General features: G+C 71.1%; 21 protein-coding genes. 15 read left to right on the top strand and 6 right to left on the bottom strand.

All coding sequences use genetic code 11. The features are described 5' to 3' along the window. The first annotated feature begins 129 nt into the window (after positions 1-129). A complete protein-coding gene (locus tag AAFF41_RS41605) occupies positions 130-2085 on the top strand; it encodes an ABC transporter ATP-binding protein (protein ID WP_319749248.1) in 1956 nt (651 codons plus the stop codon). Positions 2086-2154: 69 nt separating this feature from the next. Here the strand turns inward: AAFF41_RS41605 and AAFF41_RS41610 are convergent, their stop codons facing one another. Beyond that, the gene (locus AAFF41_RS41610) at positions 2155-4530 is read right to left on the bottom strand and encodes an MMPL family transporter (RefSeq protein WP_319749204.1); all 2376 of its coding nucleotides are present in this window, start codon (positions 4528-4530) and stop codon (positions 2155-2157) included. 101 nt (positions 4531-4631) lie between these two features. On the opposite strand from AAFF41_RS41610, the gene AAFF41_RS41615 reads away from it, so the two are divergent. The 3 genes from AAFF41_RS41615 (at position 4632) to AAFF41_RS51865 (ending at position 6492) form a co-directional block, all read left to right on the top strand. Continuing rightward, the gene (locus tag AAFF41_RS41615; protein WP_319749203.1) at positions 4632-5267 is read left to right on the top strand and encodes a TetR/AcrR family transcriptional regulator; all 636 of its coding nucleotides are present in this window, start codon (positions 4632-4634) and stop codon (positions 5265-5267) included. 138 nt (positions 5268-5405) lie between these two features. Beyond that, complete coding sequence (locus AAFF41_RS41620) at positions 5406-5642, top strand: hypothetical protein (protein WP_319749202.1); 237 nt, start codon at positions 5406-5408, stop codon at positions 5640-5642. 154 nt (positions 5643-5796) lie between these two features. Further along, the gene (locus tag AAFF41_RS51865) at positions 5797-6492 is read left to right on the top strand and encodes a transposase (protein ID WP_425526205.1); all 696 of its coding nucleotides are present in this window, start codon (positions 5797-5799) and stop codon (positions 6490-6492) included. Between the two features lie 371 nt (positions 6493-6863). On the opposite strand, the gene AAFF41_RS41625 is transcribed toward AAFF41_RS51865, so the two are convergent. Next, entirely contained in the window at positions 6864-7196 is a 333-nt protein-coding gene (locus tag AAFF41_RS41625; RefSeq protein ID WP_319749201.1) for a cupin domain-containing protein, read from the bottom strand. Between the two features lie 235 nt (positions 7197-7431). Continuing rightward, positions 7432-9225, bottom strand: coding sequence for a molybdopterin-dependent oxidoreductase (locus tag AAFF41_RS41630; RefSeq protein ID WP_343325676.1), 1794 nt, complete (start codon positions 9223-9225; stop codon positions 7432-7434). 449 nt (positions 9226-9674) lie between these two features. On the opposite strand from AAFF41_RS41630, the gene AAFF41_RS41635 reads away from it, so the two are divergent. Both AAFF41_RS41635 and AAFF41_RS41640 read left to right on the top strand, forming a co-directional pair. Next, on the top strand, positions 9675-10478 hold the full coding sequence (locus tag AAFF41_RS41635) for an intradiol ring-cleavage dioxygenase (RefSeq protein WP_343325677.1): 804 nt from the start codon (positions 9675-9677) through the stop codon (positions 10476-10478). Between the two features lie 370 nt (positions 10479-10848). Then, positions 10849-13101, top strand: coding sequence for an ATP-binding protein (locus AAFF41_RS41640; protein WP_343325678.1), 2253 nt, complete (start codon positions 10849-10851; stop codon positions 13099-13101). A 345-nt stretch (positions 13102-13446) separates the two neighbouring features. Here the strand turns inward: AAFF41_RS41640 and AAFF41_RS41645 are convergent, their stop codons facing one another. Further along, complete coding sequence (locus AAFF41_RS41645) at positions 13447-14403, bottom strand: LysR family transcriptional regulator (RefSeq protein ID WP_319749197.1); 957 nt, start codon at positions 14401-14403, stop codon at positions 13447-13449. 116 nt (positions 14404-14519) lie between these two features. Between AAFF41_RS41645 and AAFF41_RS41650 the strand changes: the two genes are divergently transcribed. The 9 genes from AAFF41_RS41650 (at position 14520) to AAFF41_RS41690 (ending at position 23076) form a co-directional block, all read left to right on the top strand. Continuing rightward, entirely contained in the window at positions 14520-15392 is an 873-nt protein-coding gene (locus tag AAFF41_RS41650; protein ID WP_319749196.1) for an FAD binding domain-containing protein, read from the top strand. A gap of 1 nt (position 15393) precedes the next feature. Beyond that, on the top strand, positions 15394-15921 hold the full coding sequence (locus AAFF41_RS41655) for a (2Fe-2S)-binding protein (protein WP_319749195.1): 528 nt from the start codon (positions 15394-15396) through the stop codon (positions 15919-15921). After that, positions 15918-18188 carry an aerobic carbon-monoxide dehydrogenase large subunit gene (locus AAFF41_RS41660; protein WP_343325679.1) on the top strand — a complete coding sequence of 757 codons (2271 nt, stop codon included), beginning with the start codon at positions 15918-15920 and terminating at the stop codon, positions 18186-18188. Before AAFF41_RS41655 ends, AAFF41_RS41660 begins: the two co-directional genes overlap by 4 nt. Before the next feature lie 111 nt (positions 18189-18299). Further along, a complete protein-coding gene (locus tag AAFF41_RS41665) occupies positions 18300-19226 on the top strand; it encodes an XdhC family protein (RefSeq protein WP_319749192.1) in 927 nt (308 codons plus the stop codon). Beyond that, the gene (locus AAFF41_RS41670) at positions 19219-20133 is read left to right on the top strand and encodes an AAA family ATPase (RefSeq protein ID WP_319749191.1); all 915 of its coding nucleotides are present in this window, start codon (positions 19219-19221) and stop codon (positions 20131-20133) included. Before AAFF41_RS41665 ends, AAFF41_RS41670 begins: the two co-directional genes overlap by 8 nt. Further along, positions 20126-21274, top strand: coding sequence for a vWA domain-containing protein (locus tag AAFF41_RS41675; protein WP_343325680.1), 1149 nt, complete (start codon positions 20126-20128; stop codon positions 21272-21274). The genes AAFF41_RS41670 and AAFF41_RS41675 overlap by 8 nt, the downstream gene beginning before the upstream one ends. A gap of 330 nt (positions 21275-21604) precedes the next feature. Further along, positions 21605-22024, top strand: a complete 420-nt coding sequence (panD, locus tag AAFF41_RS41680) for an aspartate 1-decarboxylase (protein ID WP_097223864.1) — start codon at positions 21605-21607, stop codon at positions 22022-22024. 60 nt (positions 22025-22084) lie between these two features. After that, complete coding sequence (locus AAFF41_RS41685) at positions 22085-22429, top strand: GNAT family N-acetyltransferase (RefSeq protein ID WP_319749189.1); 345 nt, start codon at positions 22085-22087, stop codon at positions 22427-22429. After that, positions 22429-23076, top strand: a complete 648-nt coding sequence (locus tag AAFF41_RS41690; RefSeq protein ID WP_319749188.1) for an aspartate/glutamate racemase family protein — start codon at positions 22429-22431, stop codon at positions 23074-23076. The genes AAFF41_RS41685 and AAFF41_RS41690 overlap by 1 nt, the downstream gene beginning before the upstream one ends. Before the next feature lie 288 nt (positions 23077-23364). Here the strand turns inward: AAFF41_RS41690 and AAFF41_RS41695 are convergent, their stop codons facing one another. Further along, positions 23365-23574 (bottom strand): hypothetical protein, encoded by a 210-nt coding sequence (locus AAFF41_RS41695; protein ID WP_343325681.1) that lies wholly within the window; start codon positions 23572-23574, stop codon positions 23365-23367. A gap of 127 nt (positions 23575-23701) precedes the next feature. Continuing rightward, positions 23702-25141 carry an NADP-dependent phosphogluconate dehydrogenase gene (gndA, locus tag AAFF41_RS41700; RefSeq protein ID WP_319749187.1) on the bottom strand — a complete coding sequence of 480 codons (1440 nt, stop codon included), beginning with the start codon at positions 25139-25141 and terminating at the stop codon, positions 23702-23704. Between the last annotated feature and the right edge of the window lie 32 nt (positions 25142-25173).

Raw genomic sequence — 25173 nt, forward strand, 5'->3', positions numbered from 1 at the left:
CGCCGTCGTGGATGCCGTCATGGATTCCTTACTGTCTTCTTCACTGGACTTCCTGTGTTCTTCACTGGACTTCGTCCGGGAATCATTGACCTCAAGGTTGCTTGAGGTCCTACGGTCACTCCCATGAGCATGGAGAGCACAGCCTGGACCCAGCTGTACAGCGTCATGAACGCGCAGCAGGAGCGTCGTCCCTTCGCCCGCGCGACCCTGCGTCGCATCGCCGCCTTCGCCCGTCCGCATCGCCGCCGCATCGGTCAGTTCGTGGTCCTCAGCGTGCTGACCGCGCTGCTGGCCGTCGCGACGCCGGTGCTCGCGGGGCGCGTCGTGGACGCCATCGTGTCCGGCGGTGAGGAAAGCACCGTCATCCGCCTTGCCGTGCTCATCGCACTCATCGCGCTCGCCGAGGCGGCGCTCGGGCTCCTCGGCCGCTGGCTGTCGGCGACGCTCGGTGAGGGGCTCATCCTCGATCTGCGCACGGCTGTGTTCGATCATGTGCAGCGCATGCCGGTCGCGTTCTTCACACGTACCCGTACGGGCGCGCTGGTCAGTCGACTCAACAACGACGTGATCGGCGCCCAGCGCGCCTTCAGCAACACGCTGTCCGGAGTCGTCAGCAATCTCGTCACGCTGCTGCTCACCCTCGCCGTCATGCTCACCCTGTCCTGGCAGATCACCCTGCTCGCGCTGGTGCTGCTGCCGCTGTTCGTGGTGCCCGCACGGCGGACGGGCAGCCGGATGGCACGCCTGCAACGGGAGGCGGCGAACCTGAACGCGTCGATGGGCACCCGGATGACCGAGCGGTTCTCCGCGCCCGGCGCCACGCTCATCAAGCTCTTCGGGCGGCCCGAGGACGAGTCCGCGGAGTTCGCGGCGCGGGCCCGGCGGGTGCGGGACATCGGGGTGCGTACGGCGATGGCGCAGTCGGCGTTCATCACGGCCCTCACGCTGGTCTCCGCCCTGGCCCTGGCGCTCGTGTACGGGCTCGGCGGCTGGTTCGCCCTGCGCGGCAGCCTGGAGCCGGGCGCCGTCGTCTCACTGGCGTTGCTGCTGACCCGCCTGTACGCGCCGCTCACCTCGCTCGCCGGGGCGCGCGTCGAGGTCATGAGCGCCCTGGTGAGCTTCGAGCGCGTCTTCGAGGTGCTCGACCTTAAGCCGCTCATCGAGGAGAAACCGGACGCCCGTACGGTCCCGGAAGGTCCGGCGGCCGTGGAGTTCCAGGACGTCCGCTTCGCCTACCCCTCCGCCGACAAGGTCTCCCTAGCCTCCCTCGAGGAGGTCGCCGCCCTCGACACCCGGGGTGGCGCCGAGGTCCTGCACGGTGTGTCCTTCCGCGCCGAGCCCGGCCAGACCGTCGCCCTCGTCGGCTCCTCCGGCGCCGGCAAGTCCACCATCGCGCAACTGCTGCCGCGCCTGTACGACACCGACGAGGGCTCCGTCCGCATCGGCGGCGTCGACGTCCGCGACCTGAGCGCCGAGTCGATGCGCGAGACTCTCGGCATGGTCACCCAGGACGGTCACCTCTTCCACGACTCGGTACGCGACAACCTGCTCCTGGCCCGCCCCTCCGCGACGGAGGACGACCTGTGGGACGTACTGCGCAGGTCCCGCCTCGAAGACCTCGTACGCTCGCTGCCCGACGGCCTCGACACCGTGGTCGGCGAGCGCGGTTACCGTCTCTCCGGCGGCGAGCGCCAGCGCATGACCATCGCCCGGCTGCTGCTCGCCCGCCAGCGTGTCGTCATCCTCGACGAGGCCACCGCCCATCTGGACAACACCTCGGAGGCGGCGGTCCAGGAGGCGCTCACCGAGGCGCTGGAAGGACGCACGGCCGTGGTGATCGCACACCGGCTGTCCACCGTGCGGACCGCGGACGTGATCCTCGTCGTGGAGGCCGGGCGGATCGTGGAGCGGGGCACGCACGAGGAGTTGCTCACGGCGGAGGGCCGGTACGCGGAGCTGTACCGGACCCAGTTCAAGAAGGATCGGGAAGTCGGCAAGGACCGGGAAGTCGGCAAGGACCGGGAAGTCGGCACGGACCGGGACGGCGTGGCGGAGGTCGCCGTCGCGGCGGAGGCGATCCCGTAGGACCGCCGGCCGACGCCCCGCCCCGCCGGATCACCCGATCCGGGGGAGCGGGGCGGCAGCGAGGTGCCGTCAGTCGGCCGTCGACGGGGTGAGGGCCACGGACTCTGGTACGACGTGGGCGGGGCTGAGCCGGTCGCCCTCGATGTCGAGGTCGGGCAGGCGCCGCTCCAGCCACGTCGGCAGCCACCAGGCGGCGTGCCGGGTCAGTGCCAGGACGGCCGGGACGAAGGTCATCCGGATGACGAACGCGTCGAGCAGGACACCGGCGGCGAGTGCGAAGGCGATCTGTTTGAGCATCGTGCTGTCGGAGGTGAGGAAGGCGGCGAAGACCGAGGTCATGATGAGGGCCGCGGCCGTCACGACCCGCCCGCTGTGCCGCGCGCCGCTGTGCACGGCGCCCAGCGGATTCCCGGTGTGGAGGTAGGACTCCCGCATCCTCGAGACGAGGAAGACCTCGTAGTCCATCGCGAGGCCGAACAGCACGGCCAGCAGGATGATCGGCAGGAAGCTGCTGACCGGTCCGGTGGTGTCCACACCGATCAGGCTGCCGAGGTGGCCCAGTTGGAAGACGCCGACCACGGCGCCGAGGGTCGCCGCGATCGAGAGAAGAAAGCCCGCCGCAGCCTTGAGAGGCACCACCAGCGAGCGGAAGACCAGGAGCAGCAGGAGCAGCGAAAGCCCGATCACGACGGCGGCGAAGGGGATCAGCGCCGAGTTGAGCTTCCCGGCGACGTCGACGCTCACGGCGGTGCTGCCGGTGACCTGGACGGTGGCGCCGGTGTCCCGCAGGATCGCGGCCCGGTCGTCGCGGATGGAGTTGACCAGCGTCTTGGTGGCCGGGTCGCTGGGGGCACTGTCCGGTATCACCTGGATGAGCGCGGTGTGGGTGGCCGGGTTGGCCACGGGTTTGCCGACGGTGGCCACGTCGGGCAGCGCGCCGATGGTGGCGGCGACCCGCTGGGCGGCCGTGGTGGGGTCGGAGCTGTGGCTGGTGTCGGCCAGCACGAGGAGCGGGCCGTTGAACCCGGGCCCGAGCTTCTCGCCGACTCTGTCGAAGGCGATGCGCTGAGAGGAGGATTCGGGCGCGGTGCCGTTGTCGGGCAGGGCGAGGCGCATGTCGTGGGCGGGCCAGGCGAGCGCGCCGAGGGAGGCCACCACCGCGACCAGGGTCAGCAGGGGGCGGCGGGTGACGAGCCGGAACCAGCGCTCGGCGGCGTTGGCGGCCGCGCCCGCGACGTGTTCGCCGGCACGGCTCACGACGTGTTCGCCGGTACCGCCGGCGACGCTCTCCCCGGTACCGCCGGCGACGTTGTCGCCGGTACCGCTCAGGACGTTCTCCCCGGTGGCGCTCGCGAGGCTGTCGCCGGTGGCGCCGACGGCGTCCTCGCCCGCACCGCCGACGGCCTGCTCACGGCACATCGCGCGGGAGCCCGGCCCGGGCGTCAGGCGGGTACCGGCGAAGCCGAGGATCGCGGGCAGCAGGGTGGTCGCGACCAGTACGGCGATCAGCACCGCGCCGGCGGCGGCCAGTCCCATGGCCGTCAGATAGGGGATGCCGACCACGGTGAGGCCGGTCATCGCGATGACCACGGTGAGTCCGGCGAACACCACGGCGCTGCCCGCCGTGCCCACCGCCAGCGCGGCCGACTCCTCCGGCTCCATGCCGTGGGCGAGGTGGAACCGGTGACGGCTGACGATGAACAGGGCGTAGTCGATGCCGACCGCGAGCCCGATCATCAGCGCCAGGCTCTGCGCGGTCGAGGAGATCGAGACGGTCCCGGTGAGCGACAGCGCACCGAAGATGGCCGTGGCGACACCGAAGAGCGCCGTGACGACGGGGATTCCGGCGGTCAGCAGGGAGCCGAAGGTCAGAGTGAGGATGACCAGGGCGACGCCGACGCCGATGATGTCGCTTCGGTGGGACTCCGACGGGGCGTTGCCGAACGCGGAGCCGCCGATGTCGACCCGCATGCCCTGCTGGTTCGCTCCGGCCACGGCGGACGTGAGTTCGTCCAGCGCGTTCGGCTCCAACGCGCTCTGCGGGACCTCGTAGCGCACCTGCGCGACGGCGGTGGTGCCGTCGGTGGAGACGGTGTGAGCGTCGAACGGGCTCACCACCGTGGCGACTTGGGGCGCGGACGCGGCCGCGTCCAGGGCGGCCCGGATACGGGCGCTGTCGGCCGGGTCGGTCACCTTCTGGCCGTCCGTCGCGGTGAACACGATCTGCGCGCTCGTGCCGGAGAAGGTGGGGAAGTCGGTCTTCATCCGGTCCAGGGCCCGCTGGGACTCGGAGCCGGGGATCGAGAAGGTGTTGTCGAGCTTGCCGGTGCCGCCGAAGGCCGTCATGCAGACCACGGCGGCCGCGACCAGCGCCAGCCACAGGGCCAGCATGCGTCGTCGGCGGCGGAAGGCGAGGCGCCCGAGGCGGTGAAGGAAGGCGGGCATGGCGCTCCATGGTGAGAAAGCGGTCCCAGAAACTGGCAGTCCTGCCACAATAACAAAATGGCAGGACTGCCAAATTTTCTCGGGACTGGGATACTCGGGGTGTGGAGAGCGCGACAGAACCGGGACGCAGGGAACAGAACAAGCGGCGCACGCATGAGGCGCTGATCCACGCGGCGGCGCGGCTGTTCCAGGACAACGGCTACGAGGCGACGACCGTGCGGGACATCGCCGCCGCCGCGGGCGTCGGGGAGCGGACCTTCTTCCGCTACTTCCCCTCCAAGGAGAGCCTGATCCTGCAGCACGTCCGGGACTTCATCCCGCTGCTGGAGGAGGCGATCCGGGCCCGCCCACAGGGTGAAACTCCCCTTGCGGCCCTGCGCAACGCCGTCCTGGAGCTCGCCGGTCGCGACGACTGGGCCGCCGGGATCCTCCTCGCCGGACCGCAGCCCCTGTCGACCGCTCCGTCCGGGCGCGGCGAACGCTTCCTCCTGTTCGACCTGGAGGAAGCCGTCGCATCGGCGTTCCTGGACCGCATGACGCTGGACGGTGCCGACCCGGCCGCGCCGGAAAGCGTGCTGCGGGCGTCCGTTCTGGCCCGCGCGGGAGTGGGCGTACTGCGTGCCCTGCGACTCACCTACGCCCGCCTGCCGGAGGCGACGCGCGACGAGATCGGCGTCCTCGACTTCGCCCACGCGGCCTTCGCGACGCTGACGGATGCGGAGGGGGGCACCTCGTAGGGGGCGACGCCGACGGCTCGGCACCGTTCATGAGCGAAGAGTCAGGGTTGATGCCTCCGCCTGGGCAGTGCTTCTGTGTCGTGGGCTGTTCAGCGGGAGGAGCGCGAGGGAACGTGTCCGGGTACGAGGGCACTCGTCGTGCTGAACGCCGGCGTGAGCATGGGCGTCCTCGCCGGAACGGCCTTCACCGTGCTGGTGATCACGGCTCTCGTCACGACGGCCATGGCCGGGTCGCTGCTGTCCGCACGCGCGGCCGATTCCCCTGCCAGGCCGGCTCAGTTCGCCGGAGTGGTGACCGGCAGCCGGGTCGCGGCGGACATGAGCGCCGCACGCGGCACCCACGTCCCGGAGGCCAGCGCCCGGCCCACCGGGTAGGCGAGGGCCGCCGCCGGGAGCACTCCGGGCCGGCCACTGAGCTGTACATCGACGGCACCTACGGCCTGCCCGGCCCCCTTGGCCAGCTCCGCCTCCACGGCCCCCACGGCCCTGGGGATCGCGCAAGGGGGAGTTGTACCTGCGCGGTCTGCTGTTGGCCGAGAGACGCAAGACGATCCGCACCATCGGTGCCCACGTCGGCGGGGCGGCCATGGAGCACAGCCTGCACCACTTGTCCAGCAGCTCCACCTGGGACTGGATGCCGGTGCGGCGGGCCTTGGCCGGACACCTTCAGCAGGTCAGCGTCCCGCACGTGGGGGTGGTGCGGCCGATGCCGATACCGAAGGTCGGCGATCGGTCCGTGGGCGTCCACGAGGGTCTGGACCCGGGCACGGACCAGACGTTCCACGGTCAGCGCGGCTTCGGTCTCTGGCACGTGTCCGACACTCTGGATGTGCCGGTCAACCGGCGGCTGTTCCTGCCGAGCAGTGGCTGCGGGACCGTACGAGGCGCGTCAGGCCGAGATGACGGAAGCGGTCGCGCAGGAGACCTGGGAGCAGTGCGCCGCCGCCACGGTCCTGGAGCCCGTGGCCGACTGGCGGTTGGCTCGGCCGGTTCCCCCGCCGCCCGCCGTGCCTCGTGGGCGGTCGCCGTACGGGTCGACACCGCGGGCAGGCGGATTCCGCACCCTGAAGTCCGTCCTGCGGGACGCCTATGGCAAAGGGGCCATGGCGGACGACCCTGTGAAGGGCGTCCAGGAACCGGGGTATGTCCGCGAGAAGGTGGTCGTCCCCTCCCTCGCCTATGTGAAGAAGGCGCTGACAGTCGCCGGCGAAAATCTCGCGCTTGAGATCGTCATGATGGTGGGCTGCGGTCTACGAAACGGGGAAGCCCGCGCGGTGCACATCAACAACGTCCTACCGTGCACGAGCTCGTCAGCGGACGACGTCTACCGGGTGCACGAGCAGATCCACTCCCATACGCACCAGCCGGCGAAGCTGAGGCACCGCAAGACAGGGGGGTTCCGAGGGGTCCCTCTGCCCCGTTGGGTGCGGGAAGCGGTGGAGCGCATGGCGATCCTTCGTCAAGGGATGGGCCGTCGTCACCCGCACATGGTTTCAGGTGACGCTGCTCACAGGGCTCGGACAGACGAGCCATCTGGGCGATCCACGCCGCGCGGTGGACGCACGCCGCCGACGTGGCCGTGGTGCGGGACGCAGGTCAGGACAGCTTGGCTACCGTCAGCAGGACGGCGGAGTCCTCGAGCGCCTCGAGGCTGTGGCGGGAGTCAGGGACGATGAGCAGGTCCCCCGTGCGGCCCTCCCATGACAGCTCACCTGCCGACAGTCGCACGCGCCCGTGCAAGACCTGCACCGTCGCCTCGCCCGGGTTCTCGTGCTCGGCGAGACTGGCGCCTTCGGTCATGCCGATGACTGTCTGACGCAGAACCCTCTCGCGGCCGCCATAGACGGTGTTCGCACTGTGACCAGCACCCGCGGCGGCTGCCAACTCCAGCTGTTGACGGGCCAGCACTTCCAGGGAGGCTCTCTGCACCCCACCAGTCTCCCGCTTCGATGAGCCAGGGCAACTCGGGGTGGCCCGGGCGGGCCACGTGACGACGGGCCTCACCGGTGTGGTCCCGCGTCTCCCCGGGGCGGGAGGCTTCCTCGTAGGCCGGTCCGGACCTGCTCGGTGCCTGCGGGCCACAGCCCGCAGCGGACTACCGCGGCTCGCCGACGAGCTGCTCGCCATCGCCGACAGTGTCACGCGCCGACCGAGTGGCCGGACGTTACAGGGACTGCCGGTAGCCGAAGAATTCGTGGTCCTGGTTGTATCCGCCAAAGCCGCTGCCGATGTCGGAGAAGTCGGCGACGAACTCGATCTCCTTGATCCATTTGACCTGTTTGAAGCCGAGTTCGAGCTCGTTGCGCAACCGTAGCGGCGCGCCGTGGCCGAATGGCAGCGGTTGGTCGTTCATGTCGTAGGCGAGCATGGCGAGCTTGCTGCGCATGTGTTCGATGGGGTGGGCGTCGTAATAGGTACCGCCGTCGGAGCCTTCTCCCAGGGAGTAGAACACCACCCATTTGGCCTGCGGGTCGGGGTGGACCAGGTCGAGGATCGTGGCCATGGACACGCCACCCCATTTCGCGACACCGGACCAGCCCTGGATGCAGAAGTGCTGGGTGATCTGCTCGTGCGCGGACCGTTTCCTCAGGTCGTCGAGGGACAGCTCGACCGGGTGGGCGACCAGGCCGCCGATGCGCAGCCGGTAGTCGGCGAAACCGCCGGACTGCAGGGCCTTGTACTCGGCAGAGTCGGGGTAGCGGCCGTTGTGCCAGAAGTAGGGGGAGATGTCTTTCTCGGTGTACTCGCCGGGGGAGACATCGACGTGTTCGAACAGGCGCTGAGCGGGGCCGATGAGGGCGTATCCGACGCGCTGCACGACCCGGGGGTGACGCAGGGTCAGCGGTGTGGCCGCGACCCAGGCGGCGACGACCACCGCCATCCAGCCGAGGAAGATCCACAATCCGAGCCAGCTGCTGTCGTTGCGGCCGCTGTCGATGTGGTTGAGGTTGGTGAGCAGGCCGGTGGTGAAGACCAGGCTCACGTGGATCACGATGAACAGCACGAACCAGGTGAAGACCAGGAAGTGCACAGACCGGGCGGTCTGGATGCTCAGCACCCGGCTGAGCCGCTTGAAGCGGGTGGACAGCGCCGGTGACATACCCAGCCCGGTGATCAACGCAAGGGGAGCCGCGACGAAGACCGTGACGAAGTAGGCGAGCAGTTGGAGCCCGTTGTACGCCACCCAGCCGTTCTCCCGCGGCCAGTTGAGCGACAAGTACTGGATGGCCGCAGAAGCGGCGTTGGGCAAGACGCTCCAGCTGGTGGGGACCAGGCGTTTCCACTGGGGGGTGGCGAACAGCATCACGTAGAAGACGAGACCGTTGAGCAGCCACAGCGTGTTCACCCCCAGGTGCCACCACCGGGCCAGACCGATCGAGTGCCGGATCCCGGGGAGGCCGACCCCGCGGGGCAGGCCGATCGAGTCCTGCTTCGCGGTCCACAGCGGGTCGGCGGAGACGGGCTCTTGCATCCGGAACCATTCCCGCCCCGGGGTGCTGTGCCGGGTCCAGTACAGGCGCGGATGATCGGCCAGGATCTGCAGGCCCGACCGCAGGGTGAACAGCATGAAGAACAGGTTGAAAAAGTGCGACCATCGTGCCCATGACGGAACGCCCAGGTAGGCGCCGTCGCGATCCGCGCGCGGGTCGATGCCGGGATACTCGGCGATGAACCGCTGCACCGACGGCATGCCCCGCAGTCCCTTCGCCGCGGCGACGCACCCCAGCAAACCCACGAAGCCGATCGGCAGCAGCCACAGCAGGTTGAACCACCTGCTGCCCAAGCGCACCCGCGGAGCGACCCCGCTGGAAGCCGGAATGGAGCCCGCCCAGGTCGCCACGTCGACGACGTCGTCACCTCGCGTCAGGTTCGAGCGGAAACCTCCGGGGGGCTGGGAGGAGGCACCCGACGCGTGCGGCAGCGCACCGTCACCCGTCACGTGCTCGTCATCGGACATGCCATCGACCTCCCGTGCCGGACCCCACGCCTTTGCACCGGCCGCAAGGCTGCAGTGACCGAGCCCACCGCAAGGGTGGGCGGACCGATCCATCTGACCACCTGAGGCAGAGACCCGCACGTGCAACGATCAGGGCAACGCAGCACAACCTGGTCGCGACGATGGGGTGGCTCGCGCGGTTGCACGTCCAGTCGCCTCTCATCGAGCTCCGACCCCGTACCCCCGTCGCGGTGGGGAGTGAACGACCGGACCTGCTGGGCCTGTTGGAGCATCGCCGCCCGCGCATGGCCCAGGACGACGTCAGGCCCTCGTCCTGCTGTTCCGGTCGGTCGTGGGCGCGGCGGCCATGCACGGAGCGCACGCGGCACCGATGGAGGGTTTCGTAACGCGGTTGCCTCGTGGGTCGTCCGTGCGATCCCATGGGCCGTCACAGGCGCCATGCTCACGCCATGACTGACATCCCCCACCACAACACCGCAGAACCGCAGCGCGGCCTCGAGCCGTCGGACGTTCCCGCAGGTGCCACCCGCAGGTCCGTCATAGCCACCCTGGGCGGCGCCACCCTCGGGGTGGCCGCGCTGGGTCTCGCCGCCACGCAGGCGACCGCCGCCACGGAGCACCAGGCCGCGGCCCGGCCGGCTGCCGCCTGTGTCCTCACGCCCGAGCAGACCGAGGGGCCGTACTACCTGGACCTGGAGACGGTCCGCAAGGACATCACGGAGGGGAAGGCGGGTGTTGCGCTGACTCTCCGCGTGACGGTGGTCGACGCAGCGACCTGCGCCCCGCTGCCCCAGGCGGCGGTCGACATCTGGCACTGCGACGCCCTCGGTGTCTACTCCGGCTATGTCGCTGGTGGTTCCACCCCGGACACCACCTTCCTGCGCGGCGTGCAGCTGACCGACCCCGCCGGTGTTGCGGAGTTCACCACCGTCTATCCCGGCTGGTACGTCGGCCGGGCCCTCCACATCCACGTCAAGACGCATGTGGGAGGCAGCGTGTCCAACGGGACGTACCACGGCGGCCACGTGTCCCATACGGGCCAGCTCTACTTCCCGGAGGCGTACAACACCAGGATCGCCGCCCTGTCCCCGTACCGGAACAACACGGTCACCCGCACCCTCAACGCGCGGGACGGCATCTACCGGAACGGGGGATCCTCGACCCTGCTGACCCTCTCCCAGGCAGGCAGCGATCTCGGCAAGGGAGTGACCGGAACCGTCGTACTCGGCATCGACCCCGCCACCACCCCCTGACGCATCTGGATGCCTGCGGTGGCCGGCCCTGCCACGGGGTCGGACATCGCACGCGCGACTGCGGCCGCACTGCTCCTGCCGAAGCCGACCCGCGCAGTCTTCGTAGAGACACGTGGCTGAAGGCGATGGTTTCGTTCCGGGGCGGTACGGCCAGGAAACGGGGATGAGCCGGAGTCGAACGTGTGATGTGTGCGGTGCGACGTTGATCGTGAGCCCGCACGGGGGTCGGCCGGCTCGATACTGCTCCAGCGCCTGCCGGCAGCTGGCGTTTCGGCGACGGGCGGCTTCGGGTGTCACGCCTGCGGTCTCGACGGCCGGGGGGAGCGTCCTGCCGCCGGCGCTCGACTCCTTCGTCGGTCGCCAGCACGAGTTGTCGGCCCTGCGTACCCTCCTGAGGAGCTCGCGCCTCCTCACGCTGACCGGTGCGGGCGGTGTGGGCAAGACCCGGCTGGCGCTGGAGTTCGCCAAGGGATTACCGAAGCGCTTCGCACGAGTCGACCTCGTGGAACTCGCCTCACTCCAAGACAGCACGCTGGTGACGCAGTCCGTGGCCGCCGCGCTGGGGGTGGGCGAACGAGCGGGCCGGACCGGCGTCGACGTGCTGGTCCGGGCGATCGGTGACGCCTCCCGGGTGCTGATTCTGGACAACTGCGAGCATCTGGCCGAGCCGTGCGCCCGGCTGGCGGCGATCCTGCTGGGCCGCTGCCCCCGTCTGCGGATCCTGGCCACCAGCCGGGAGGCCCTGAGGGTGCCCGGAGAGACCGTGTTCCGGGTCGGCGAGCTGTACCTGCCGCCGGCTGACGCCGGAGACGATGTGACGGCCCTCATGCAGTCCGATGCCGTACGGCTCTTCGTCGACCGCGCCGCGAGCAACTCCCCGGGGTTCACGCTCCATCGCGGCAACGGCCACCTGGTGGCCGAGATCTGCCGGCGTCTGGACGGCCTGGCGCTCGCCGTCGAACTCGCCGCCCGCCACGTCGGTGCGCTCGCGCTGAGCGACATCCTGGCAGGGCTGGACGACCAGTTCTCCCAGCTGGACCTTCTGACCGGGGGAAGCAGAACCGGACCCGCACGCCACAGCGGGTTCGCCGCGGCGGTCGACTGGAGCCATCGGCTGCTGGATCCGGCCGAGCAGGCGGTCTTCCGGCGCCTTTCGGTCCTGGTCGGCGGGTTCGACGCGACCGCTGCGCAAGCAGTCTGCGCCGGTGACGGCATAGGCCGGCGGCAGGTCTTCCGCATCCTGTGCGCCCTGGAAGCGAAGTCGCTCGTCGTACGTCTGCCGGGAGAGACGGCGCCCACACGTTTCAGGCAGTCGAGTGCCATCCGTGTCTGCGCCCTGGACCGTCTGCGTGCATCCGGCGAGCTGCACGCCACCCTGCGCCGGGCGCTCGCGTGGCTGACCGAGTTGGCCGGGCGGAGCCGCGGGGAGGTGTTCGCCGACCAGGCCGGCAGCCCGCTCGCGGCGGAACGGGACACTCTCGTCTCGGTACTGGCCTGCGGCGCCGGCCACGGCGATGCCGTACTGGTGCGGCTGACACTGGAACTGGCGCGTGTGCACTACCAGCAGGAGCAGCCGTCGGCCGCCCGTGCGCTGCTCACCGGACTACTGCGGGGAGCGGGGGGCCGGGCGCTGGGTGGGCAGGTGCCGGCGCTCGCCGCACGTGTGGCCTGCCAGCAGGCCGATCTGGACGAGGCACTGCGCCTGGGGGAGCAGGCGGTGCAGAGCGAGCGGATGCGTCGTGACGCCGCCGGACTGGCCAATGCCCTGGACGCCCGGGCGGCGGCGCGACTGTGCCGGGGTGAGTTCGCCGAGGCCGTCGCGGATCTGAGGGAGTGCCTGGAGGTCGTCGCTTCCCCCAGCAGGCCACAGGACACTGCTTGGTGCACCCATCACCTGGCCTGGGCGCTGCTTCAGGCCGGCGGGGAGCTGGAGGCCGACGAACTGATGTCACGGTGTCTACCCGTGCTGAGGCAGCAAGCGCCATGGCCTCGGACCGCGGCCGCGCTGCACACCGCGGGGGCCGTACGGCTGGCCTTGGGGCGTCTGCGCAGCGCGGAGACCTTGTTCGCCGAGGTGCTGCGGATCGCTCCAGGGGCCAGTTTCCACGCCCTGTACCCCGTGGAGGGCCTGGCCCTCGTGGCCGCGGAGAGCGGCGACATGCAGCGTGCGCTGCGGCTGTACGAGGCGAGCGTGCGGGCGCGGCGCCGCCTGGACACGGAGCCCGAGGCTCCCTGGTGGCACAGGATGGAACAGGCGGCGGCGCGTGCCCGGACACGGCTGTCGGCAGCGGCGCAGGACGCTGCCGTCGCCGGTGCCCGTGGGCTGCGCGGAGAGCGGCTGGTCGCGTACGCGCTCGGCGCAGGGAGTGGCGAGGACCGAACGAGGCGCGATGTCCGCGCCACCGACGAGCGGCTCCGGCTCACCGTAAGGGAGTCCACGGTGGCCGAACTGGTCGCCGAAGGGCTGACCAACCGGCAGATCGCGGACCGGCTCGGCCTTTCGATCCACACGGTCGCCACGCACCTGGACAAGGTCCGCGACAAGCTGGGCCTGCGCTCTCGCACCCAGATCGCACTGTGGGCAGCCGCACGGACCGAGGGTGGGTGCGCAGCCCGGCGGTGAGCACCTGGAACAGGGGAAGCTCGGCCTCTCGATGCGGCTCTGCCGCACATTGGTGGGCGTCAGGTGGAGAGCGAGCCACAGTACGCCGGAAGAACGCCCTTGACCTGCGAAAAGCAGGCAGGGAGCTCAATTCAGGGAGTTCTGAATGCTTCGTACCGTATTCAAGTCCAAGATCTAGCATTTGGACGTTTGCGCAGGTCAGGGGCATGACGGTGCCCGTTCGGGCCAGCAAGAGGTCGGCATGCGTCGCAGCGGTGTCCCCGCTTGCTTTCGACAGACGGCCCGACAGCCCGTCCGCGGCATGGCGTCCTTCTTCAAGGACTGCGGCTGTGCCAGCCTGCTCTCTCACGTGCCCCAGAGGGTGACGTACACCGGGGGCCGGAACCCGGAGGGCGGGACGCCGGCGCCGGGCGCGCGCATCAGGCGGGTCGCTGCGGGCGTGTGCAGGAAGCGCAGGAACGCGTCGGTGGCCGGGGAACGATGCTCGGGCTGCAGGACCGTGGCGTGCCACGTGGCGTCCGACGGCGTGGCAGGGGTCTCCAGTATGCGCAACTCGTCACGCCGGATGCGGGGCGACACCAGATGGGCCAACGCCGGTGCCACCCCCGCGCCCTCGGCGGCGGCCGCCCAGGTCGCGGCCTGGTTGGGGAACACCCGCACGTGTCCCTCGGCCACTCCGAGCCGACGCAGCAGCCGCCCGGAGTCCGCGTCGGGATCGGTCCCGGAGGAATCGACCAGCCACGACCACTGCGGCGGCGGACCGGGCGGCCGCGGCGACCCGGCGCCGATCACCACGACCAACCGGGTGCGGAACAGCGGCTCGCTGACCAGTTCGCCCCTGCGGGCGGCGCCAAGACACGGCCCGAGCGCGACGTCAGCCAGCCGGTTCTCCACCAGCACGCGTATCTCGTTGCCGGCGGCCACCCCGAACGAGGTCTCGGTCCTGCGCCCCGAGCGACATGCGAAGGCCTCCACGAGCGACGGGAGCACGAACTCGGCCAGCGTGCTCGTGGCGACGACCCGCAGTTCGTCGGGCGCACCCCGGGCCGCCCGCACCGCCGCCTCGGCGTCCGCGCTCAGCGCGACCATCCGCGACGCGACCGGTAGCAGCCGCGCCCCGGCGGGCGTCAGACGCATCCCCCCACCGCCGGTGCGCCGGATGAGTGGATCGCCGAAGTGGCTGCGCAGCGCGGCGAGCGCCTGTGACACCGCGGACTCGCTCACGTTCAGAGTCCGCGCCGCGGCGCCCACGGAACCGAGCCGGGCAACCAGCACGAAGGTGCTGAGCTGCGTAACGGTCACTTTCCGATTTTCTCTCATGTAGGGCGATAAGTGAATGCTTATACACCCATTGCGGGACCAGTGTGGAAGAGCGCAGCATCAATGCAGCAACGGGCACAGCGTCCGAGGAGGGCCCGATGCAGGTTCCGGCTGCATTCCAGTACGAGAGGGCCACCAGCCTCGAGCAGGCGATCGAGCTGCTCACACGGTACGGCCCCGAGGCCCGGGTAGTGGCGGGCGGACACAGCCTGCTGCCGATGATGAAGCTGCGGCTGGCCCAGCCCGAAGCCCTGATCGACATCAACGGCCTCGGCGAGCTGGCGATGATCCGGGTGGACGGGCACGACCTGGCCGTCGGAGCGATGGTCCGCCACGCGGAGCTGCTCGCCTCGCCGGTCGTCGGCGAACACTTCCCCATCCTGAGGGACGCGGAACGGGTCATCGCCGATCCGCTCGTCCGCAACCGGGGCACCGTGGGCGGCTCGCTGTGCCAGGCCGATCCGTCGGAGGACCTGTCCGCGGCGTTCTCGGCACTGCGGGCGACCCTGGTCGCCCAGGGCCCGGGAGGCAGGCGCACCATCGGGATCAGGGAGTTCTTCCTCGGGCCGTACGAGACCGCGCTGAACGAAGCGGAGCTCTTGGTGGAGATCCGGGTGCCCATCCGTTCGCACGCCAGCGCCTACCGCAAGGTCGAGCGCAGGGTGGGTGACTGGGCGGTCGTCGCCGCGGGAGCGGTGCTGGAGATCTCCGACGGGGTCATCACCGAGGCAGGGATCGGACTGACCGCGGTGGGTGCTCGACGGTTCGTGGCCGAGCAGGCGGAGGACTTCCTGCGCGGCGGACGGCCGGACGACGAGGGTTTCACCGAGGCGGGCCGGATCGCCGCGCAGGAGTGCAGGCCGACGGCCGATCAGCGCGGCCCGGTCGACTACAAGCGGCATCTGGCCGGGGAGCTCACCACGCGGGCGCTGCGTGCCGCCGCCGCGCGTGCCCAGGGGCAGGAGGCGTGACATGCGGATCACGGTGACCGTGAACGGCGAGCAGTACACGAGGGACGTGGAACCCAGGCTGCTGCTCGTGCACTTCCTGCGCGACGAACTCGGACTCACCGGCACCCACTGGGGCTGCGACACCTCCAACTGCGGGGTGTGCACCGTCTGGCTGGACGGGACGCCGGTCAAGTCCTGCACCGTACTCGCGGTGATGGCCGACGGCCACGAGGTGCGGACCGTCGAGGGCCTGGCGCACGGGGCCGAACTCGACCCGGTGCAACAGGGATTCATCGCCTGCCACGGCCTGCAGTGCGGCTTCTGCACGCCGGGGATGATGATGACGGCACGCTGGCTGCTCGACCACGACGCGGATCCGTCGGAGGAGGACATCCGCGAGGCCATCTCCGGACAGATGTGCCGCTGCACCGGTTACGAGAACATCGTGCGCTCCATCCGCTGGGCCGCCGAGCACGGCGGTGGGGCGCGGACTGCGGACGCAGACGCGGACACCGAGCCGGCGCCCGGCCGCGAGGAGGTGCGGGCATGACGACCACCGAGGAACGGCCGGTCGGCTTCGGACGGATGCCCCGCAAGGAGGACGCGCGGTTCGTCCGCGGCCACGGGACCTACGTCGACGACGTACGGCTGCCCGGGATGCTGTACGGCGCGATCCTGCGCAGCCCACTGGCCCACGCCCGGATCGTGTCCCTCGACACCGGCGCCGCCGAGGCGCACCCGAAGGTCAAGGCAGTGATCACCGGGGAGACCCTGGCCGGTCTCGGGCTGGCCTGGATGCCCACGCTCTCGTACGACACGCAGGCGGTGCTCGCCACCGACAAGGTGCGCTTCCAGGGCCAGGAGGTCGCCTTCGTCGTCGCCGAGGACCGGTACGCCGCCCGGGACGCCCTCGAGCTGATCGACGTGGAATACGAACCGCTGCCGCCGGTCGTCGACGCCCGCCGGGCGCTCGACCCGGACGCGCCGGTGATCCGCGACGACAAGGAGCATCAGAGCGACAACCACATCTTCGACTGGTCGGCGGGCGACAAGGAGCGAACCGACGAGGTCTTCGCGGCCGCCGACGTCGTGGTGGAGCAGGACATGCTCTACCCGCGGGTGCACCCGGCGCCGTTGGAGACCTGCGGCACCGTGGCCGACATGGACGCCATCACCGGGAAGCTGACGGTGTGGTCCACCACCCAGGCCCCGCACGCCCACCGCACGATCTACGCGATGGTGTCCGGCATCCCGGAGCACAAGATCCGGATCATCTCCCCGGACATCGGGGGCGGCTTCGGCAACAAGGTCGGCATCTACCCCGGTTACGTGTGCGCGGTCGTCGGCTCGATCGTCACCGGCAAGCCGGTGAAGTGGGTGGAGGACCGCTCGGAGAACCTGATGAGCACCTCCTTCGCCCGCGACTACCACATGCACGGCGAGATCGCGGCGACGAAGGACGGGAGGATCCTGGGCCTGCGCGTCCATGTCATCGCCGATCACGGCGCGTTCAACGCCACCGCACAGCCGACGCAGTTCCCGGCCGGCTTCTTCGGCGTCTTCACCGGCTCGTACGACCTGGCCGCCGCACACTGCACCGTGACGGGCGTCTACACCAACAAAGCGCCCGGCGGCGTCGCCTACGCCTGCTCGTTCCGCGTCACCGAGGCCGTGTACCTGGTCGAGCGGATGGTCGACGTGCTCGCGGACAGACTCGGCACGGACCCGGCCGCGCTGCGGATGCGCAACCTGCTGCGGCCGGGGCAGTTCCCGTACAAGACGCAGACGGGGTGGGAGTACGACTCCGGCGACTACCCGCGCGCCCTGCGGCTGGCCATGGACATCGCGCACTACGAGGACCTGCGCCGGGAGCAGGCCGAAAAGCGCGAGCGCGGCGAGCTGATGGGCATCGGGGTCAGCTTCTTCACCGAGGCCGTCGGCGCCGGCCCGCGGAGGCACATGGACATCCTCGGTCTTGGCATGGCCGACGGCGCCGAGCTGCGCGTGCATCCGACCGGCAAGGCCGTCCTGCGGATCTCCGTACAGACCCAGGGGCAGGGCCACGAGACGACGTTCGCCCAGATCGTCGCCGAGGAACTGGGCATCCCGCCCGAGGACGTCGAGGTGGTGCACGGGGACACCGACCAGACCCCGTTCGGGCTCGGCACCTACGGATCCCGCTCGACGCCGGTGTCCGGAGCCGCGGCCGCGATGGTCGCCCGCAAGGTGCGCGAACGCGCGAAGATCGTCGCCTCCGCGATGCTCGAAGTGAGCCCGGACGACCTGGAGTGGGAGAAGGGCCGCTGGTATGTCACGGGCGACCCCGACCAAGGACGGACCATGACCGAGATCGCGCTCGCCGCACACTCCAACCTGGAGCTGCCCGAGGGCGTCGAGGGCCACCTGGACGCGACGTGCGTCTACAACCCGCCGAACCTCACCTTCCCCTTCGGCGCCTACATCTGCGTCGTCGACGTGGACGCGGACACCGGCCAGGTGAAGGTCCGCAGGTTCATCGCCGTGGACGACTGCGGCAACCGGATCAACCCCATGATCGTCGAGGGTCAGGTGCATGGCGGACTCGCCGACGGCCTCGGCATGGCGCTCATGCAGGTGATCGCCTTCGACGAGGACGGCAACTGTCTCGGCGGGTCGTTCATGGACTACCTCCTGCCCACCTCGGTCGAATGCCCGTCCTGGGAGCTCGGCGAGACCGTCACCCCTTCCCCCATCACCCCATCGGAGCCAAGGGTGTCGGCGAGTCCGCCACGGTGGGCTCACCAGCCGCGGTGGTCAACGCCGTGGTCGACGCGCTGAAGCCGCTCGGCGTACGCCATGTCGACATGCCGCTGACGCCCGCCGCGGTGTGGCGGGCCGCCCAGGGTCGGCCGCTGCGCACCGACCTGGCGATCACCTGAGGTACCGGCGATGACGAACACCGAACTGCTGAACCGCGCGGACGTGCTCCGGCACGGCCGTACCCCGTTCGTCCTGGCCACCGTCGTCCACGCGGAACGGCCCACGAGCGCCAGGCCCGGGGACAGCGCGCTGGTGCTGCCCGACGGCACCGTCGAGGGCTTCGTGGGCGGCACCTGCGCCGAGACGACGGTGCAACTGCAGGGCCTGCGGGTGCTGGAGACCGGAGAGTCGCTGCTGCTGAGGATCACGCCCGCCGCGAACACCGGCGGCGAAGGCGCGCGGGATCCCGTCGAAGGTCTGGTCACGGTGGCCAACCCCTGCCTGTCGGGCGGCACGCTCGACATCTTCCTGGAGGCCAACCTCCCCCCGGCGTTGGCCTACGTCTACGGTCACGCCCCCATCGCCCGCGCCCTGCTCGACGTCGGTCGTGTGCTCGGCCTCGACGCCCGGCCGGCCTCGCCCGGGGAGCCGCTTCCGCCCGATCTGGACGTCGTCGTCGTCGCCACCCACGGGCGCGACGAGGAGAAGGTACTGATCGAGGCCGCACGATCCGGGGTCCCGTACATCGGGCTGGTGGCCAGTCCCAAGCGTGGCGCGGCGGTGCTCGCCGGGTTGGACATCACCGACGAACGACGCGCGCGCATCCACACCCCGGCCGGCCTGGACATCGGCGCGCGGACCCCGGCGGAGATCGCGCTGTCGGTGTACGCCGAGATCATCGCACTGCGGCCGGAGGTGGCCCGAGCCGCACGCCCCGCGGCCGGATCCGCCGCGCCGCAGGCCGTGGCCGAGAACGTGGATCCCGTGTGCGGCATGCCCGTGGCGATCACGCCCGCCACCCTCTCACTCGACCTGGCCGCCGGCAGGGTGTACTTCTGCGGGCCGGGGTGCCAGCACGCCTTCGCCGACGACCCCTCCCGGTACGCGCATGCCTGACCTCGACGCCCTCGTACCCGATGTCGCCGCCCTGCGCTCGCGTCTGGACGCCGTCGGCTACCTGGCCGACGACGCCTTGGCCACGGCGCTGCTGCTGGCCGTGCGCATGCGGCAGCCGATCCTCCTGGAGGGCGAGCCCGGCGTCGGCAAGACCGAGGCGGCCCGCGCGCTCGCCGCCGTGCTCGACACCCCGCTGATCCGGCTGCAGTGCTATGAGGGACTGTCCTCGGCCGAGGCCCTCTACGAGTGGAACTATCCACGGCAACTACTGGCCATCCGGCTGGCCGAGTCCCGCGGAGAGCCCCTGCGCGACGCCGACCTGTTCACCGAGGACTATCTCCTGCCACGTCCGCTGCTCGCCGCGCTATGCCACCCGGGGCCGCGCCCGGCGGTGTTGCTCATCGACGAGGTGGATCGCGCCGACGACGAGTTCGAGGCGTTCCTGCTGGAACTGCTCGCCGATGCCGCGGTCACCATCCCCGAGCTCGGCACCCGGACGGCCGTGGTGCCGCCGGTGGCCGTACTGACCTCCAACCGCACCCGGGACCTGCACGACGCCCTCAAACGCCGCTGCCTCTACCACTGGATCGACTACCCGGACACCGCACGAGTCGCCGCGATCATCCGCAGACGGCTACCGGAGTCGGCCCGGTGGCTGGCCGCCCAGGTGGCGCGCGGGGTGGCGCGCCTGCGTGCCCGGCAGGAGCTCACCAAGCCGCCCGGCATCGCCGAGGCGATCGACTGGGCCGGCGCGCTGCACGCGCTGGGGCTCTCCGTTCTCGACGCCGACGCCGCCGACCGCACCCTCGGAGTGGTCCTCAAGTACGCCGAGGACCTGCAGGCCGTGCGCCGGGCCGGATTGGCGGAGCTGGTCGACGCCGAGGCCGGATCCGGGTCCGATGCCTGACCTGCCGGAACTGGCCGCCTCGTTCACCGCCGCCCTGCACGGTGCGGGGATCGCGGTGGGCCCCGACCGTACCCGGAGTTTCGCTCGGGCGCTCACCCTGCTGGCACCGTCGACGACGCGCGAGCTGCGGCACTGCGCGCTCGCCACCCTGGTGTCCGACCCCGAGCAGATCGAACCGTTCGACGCGGTCTTCCGCGAGGTCTTCGGCGGCCCGGTCGACCGCGAAGCACAACGCGGGCAACCGGGCGACCCGGCCCGATCGCTCAGGGGCACCGTTCCCGGCCGCGTCCCCGGCACTCGGAAGGCCACCGGGGACGGACGCGGCCGGGAGGCCGACGCACAGCCGCGGGAGGCGCCCGTACCCCTCGCGGCCAGTCCGCTCGACCGTCTCGCCGGCCGCGACTTCGCGGAGTTGTCCGCCGAGGAACTGGCGCGGCTCTCCGAAGTGATGCGCACCATGGTGCTTCGCACCCCGACCCGGCCGTCCCGCCGGCGCCGCACCGCACACCACGGTGCGCGCATCGACGTGCGCCGCACCCTCTCCGCCAGCCGGCGCACCGGCGGATACCCGCTGCGGCTACGCCGCTTCGTGCCTCGCGCCCGCCCCCGCGACCTCATCGTGCTCTGCGACATCTCCGGATCGATGGAGCCCTATGCCCGCGCGATGCTGCAACTGCTCTACTGTGCCGCCCGCGCCACTCACGCCGAGGTCTTCACCTTCGCCACCCGCCTCACACGCCTCACGCCCGTCCTCCGGCGGGCCGGGCCGGACGACGCCCTGGCACGGGCGGGCCGGGCGGCCCCGGACTGGTCCGGGGGCACCCGGATAGCGGAGTGCCTGGCGGAGTTCAACGAGCGGTTCGGCCGGCCCGGCATGGCGCACGGAGCCGTGGTCGCCATCATCTCCGACGGCTGGGACACCGGAACGGCCGCCGAACTCGCCACCCAGATGGCACGGCTGTCCCGGGTCGCCTACCGCGTCGTATGGGTCAACCCGCGCACGGCGAGCCCGCGCTACCGTCCGCTCGTGGCCGGCATGGCCGCGGCGCTGCCCTACTGCGACGCCGTCGTCAGCGCCCACAACCTCGCGGCCCTGGGCGACTTCACCGCTGCGCTGTCCGCCCCCCGCCGCCGCCGGTGACGCTGCCCGTCGATGCCGGGCCCTCGAAGGCGGCGCCGCCCTCTGAACCTTCGTCAGTTCATGCTCAGTGACGGGGCTCTCAGTGCGGGCCGGAGTGCCGTTCCGTACCCTGGTTCCGCCTGTCGACCCCGAGGGCGGAGCGGATGTACCGGGACGCCTCCACGCCTGCCTTGCATTGGACTGCCTCGCATGGGATCAGGAAACTCAGCAATCGGTCGGTGCCGATATCCGAACAGCAGGCGGGAAATCAGTGGGAAGCCGGCCATTGTAGAGTGAAACCGCCCTTGACCTGCACAAGCAGGCAGGGAGCCGAACAGCAGGAGCACCCAAATGCTGCGCACCATGTTCAAGTCCAAGATCCACCGTGCCACCGTCACCCAGGCCGACCTGCACTACGTCGGATCCGTCACGATCGACGCCGACCTGCTCGACGCCGCGGATCTGCTGCCGGGTGAGCTCGTGCACATCGTCGACATCACCAACGGCGCCCGCCTGGAGACGTACGTCATCGAGGGCGAGCGCGGTTCGGGGGTCGTCGGGATCAACGGAGCGGCGGCCCATCTCGTGCATCCCGGAGATCTGGTGATCATCATCAGTTACGCTCAGGTCTCCGACGCCGAGGCGCGGGCACTGCGGCCGAGGGTCGTGCACGTGGACCACGACAACCGGATCGTGGCCCTCGGTGCCGATCCGTCCGAACCGGTGCCGGGCTCGGACCAGGAGCGCAGCCCGCAGGCGGTCACCGTCTGAACCCCGGGCCCGGGGCAGCGGCTGAGCAAGCAGATGACCTGAGGACGCGAGGAGTTGCCCATGAGCGACACAGAGATCCGCGACGACCGTGCGGGTGGCCGCCTCGAGGCGATCGCCGGGGGCGAAGTGGTCGGCCACATCGAGTACTTCGTCCTCGAGGCCCCCGCACGCGCCCTCGTCCCCGTGCACACCATCGTGGAACCCGAGCACGAGGGGAAGGGCATCGCGGGCTCCCTCACCCGTGAGCTGTACGGCATCGCCGCGCGCGAGGGCATCGTGGTCGCGCCCCTGTGCCCGTACGTCGTGAAGTGGGCGGCGCGTCACCCCGAGGAGGCTCCGGCGGCCGACCCGGAGCTGCTGGGAGCGGCGATGGCGTGGCTCGAGGCGCACCCCGGGCGCTTCTGATGAACCGGCCGGGTCCGCTCGCCCTGCTGCACACCTCGCCCCTGCACATCCCCGTCTTCGACGCGCTGCGCGACGAGGACCACCAGGGGCTGGAACTGCGGCACATGGTGGCCGAGGAACTGTTGGCCCGGGCCCGGCGCGAGGGCCCGGCCGCGGTGGCCGGCGAGGTGCGGGCGGCCCTCGACCGGGCCGTCGCCGACGGGGCGCGTGCCGTGCTGTGCACCTGCTCGACCATCGGCGCGGTCGCCGAGGAGGCGGGCGCCGGGGTACCCGTGCTCCGGGTGGACCGTCCGATGGCCGCCGCCGCGGTCGCCACGGGCCCCCGTGTGGTGGTCGTCGCGACCTCGGAGAGCACCTTGGAGCCGACGGTCGCCCTCGTCGAGGAGGAGGCCCGCGCCGCCGGGCGCTCCGTACAGGTCCGTACGCTGCTGGTCGACGGGGCCTGGGCCCGTTTCGAGGCGGGCGACACCGACGGGTACGTCCGCAGCGTGGCGACGGCCGCCGACTCGGTCACCGACGCCGACGCGATCGTCCTCGCCCAGGCGTCCATGACCCCGGCCGAGCGGCTGACCACGACCGCGGTCCCGGTACTGTCCAGCCCCCGCCCGGGGCTCGCGGCCGGCGCGGACGCGGTGCGCCTCGGGTAGACGCTCCAGGGGTGGATGCGCCATGGGTGGGCGCGCCACCGGTGGACCGGCCGGGTCCGTCTGGTCCAACTGGTCCGCACGCCCTGCGCGACGGGGTGACTGGGGGAGCGGTGGCCGGGTACGCGTGGGACAAGTCCAGGGCCGACGTATCGACTGGCTGGAGGACGCCATGACGCATCCGAACCCCGATCCGGTGCAACCGGGTCCCACGCCCGGGCCGGGCCCCGACCACCCGCAGCCCTTCCCGGACCCCCACCCCTTCCCGGACCCGACCCCGGATCCGGGCCCTCACCCCCCACCGAAGCCCACCCCTCCGCCGACCCCGGTGCCGCAGCCGCCGGGGCCCGAGCCGACCCCGCCGGGCCCCGGCCCGACCCCGCCGAGCCCCGGCCCGGTGCCGCCCGGCCCGGTGCCGCCGAGCCCCGGCCCGGTGCCGCCCGGCCCGGTGCCGCCGGGCCCCGAGCCGGTACCGAACCCCGAACCGGGACCCCCGCTCACGTGAACAGCGGGGTGAACGGGTGAACGGCAGAGGCCGTCACGCCCCGGGTTCCAGGGATGTGACGGCCTCGGTGGCGCAGAATACGCGTACGCCGTGTACCCGTACGTCTGGTACCCCTACGTCTGCCTACGCCTCGACCTCCGACCGGTCGCCGCCCCACAGCGTGTGGAACGAGCCCTCCCGGTCGACGCGCCGGTAGGTGTGCGCCCCGAAGAAGTCCCGCTGCCCCTGCGTCAGGGCGGCGGGCAGCCGGTCGGCGCGCAGCGCGTCGTAGTAGGCGAGGGCCGCGGAGAAACCGGGTGCGGGCACGCCCTGGCGGGTGGCGGCCACCAGGACCTCACGCCAGTCGTCCTGCGCCGCCGCGATCTCCTGCGCGAACGTCTCGTCGGACAGCAGGCTCGGCAGATCGGGCCGGGCGTCGTACGCGGCGCGGATCCGGTCCAGGAACGCCGCCCGGATGATGCAGCCACCGCGCCAGATCGCGGAGACGGCGCCGAGGTCGATGTCCCAGTCGTACTGGTCGCTGCCCGCGCTGATCTCGTGGAAGCCCTGCGTGTAGGACACGATCTTCGAGGCGTACAGCGCCTGCTCCACCCGGTCCGCGAAGGCCGCCGCCTCGGAGTCCCCGAGCGGCTTCGCCTTGGGGCCCGCGAGCTCCCGGGAGGCGGCGCGCAGATCGGCGTGCCCGGACAGCGAGCGGGCGAAGACCGCCTCCGCGATGCCGGACACCGGAACGCCCAGGTCCAGCGCGATCTGCACGGTCCAGCGGCCCGTGCCCTTCTGCTCCGCGCGGTCCTGGACCACGTCAACGAACGGCTTGCCCGTCGCCGCGTCCACGTGCGACAGGACCTCCGCCGTGATCTCGATCAGGTAGGAGTCGAGCCGGCCGGTGTTCCAGGTGCGGAAGATGTCGGCGATCTGCGCGGGGGAGTACCCGGCGACTTCGCGCAGCAGCTGGTAGGCCTCGCCGATCAGCTGCATGTCGGCGTACTCGATGCCGTTGTGCACCATCTTCACGAAGTGCCCGGCGCCGTCGGGACCGCAGTGGGTCACGCAGGGAGAGCCGTCCGGCGCCTTCGCGGAGATCTTCTCCAGCATCGGACCGAGCGACGCGTACGACTCCTTCGAGCCGCCCGGCATGATGCTCGGCCCGTTCAGCGCGCCCTCCTCGCCACCGGACACGCCCGTGCCGACGAAGTGGATGCCCTGGCCCCGCAGGTCGCGCTCCCGGCGCCGGGTGTCCTCGAAGTGCGCGTTGCCACCGTCGATGATCATGTCACCGGGCTCAAGGAGCGGAGCGAACTCCTGGATCACCGCGTCGGTCGGCTCACCGGCCTTCACCATGATCATCAGGCGGCGCGGCCGCTCCAGCGCCTCGACGAACTCCTTCGCGGTCTCCGTCGCCACGAAGTCGCCCTCGTGGCCGAATTCCTCCACCAGCGCGTGCGTCCGGGCCGCGGTCCTGTTGTGCAGGGCGACCGTGTAGCCGTTGCGGGCGAAGTTACGGGCGAGATTGCGCCCCATGACCGCGAGACCCGTGACGCCGATCTGGGCTGAGTTGCTCATACGGTTGGCTCCTAAGAGATCCGGTGAGAGGT

The sequence above is a fragment of the Streptomyces mirabilis genome (assembly GCF_039503195.1).
In the GTDB taxonomy this organism is placed as follows: Bacteria; Actinomycetota; Actinomycetes; order Streptomycetales; family Streptomycetaceae; genus Streptomyces; species Streptomyces mirabilis_D.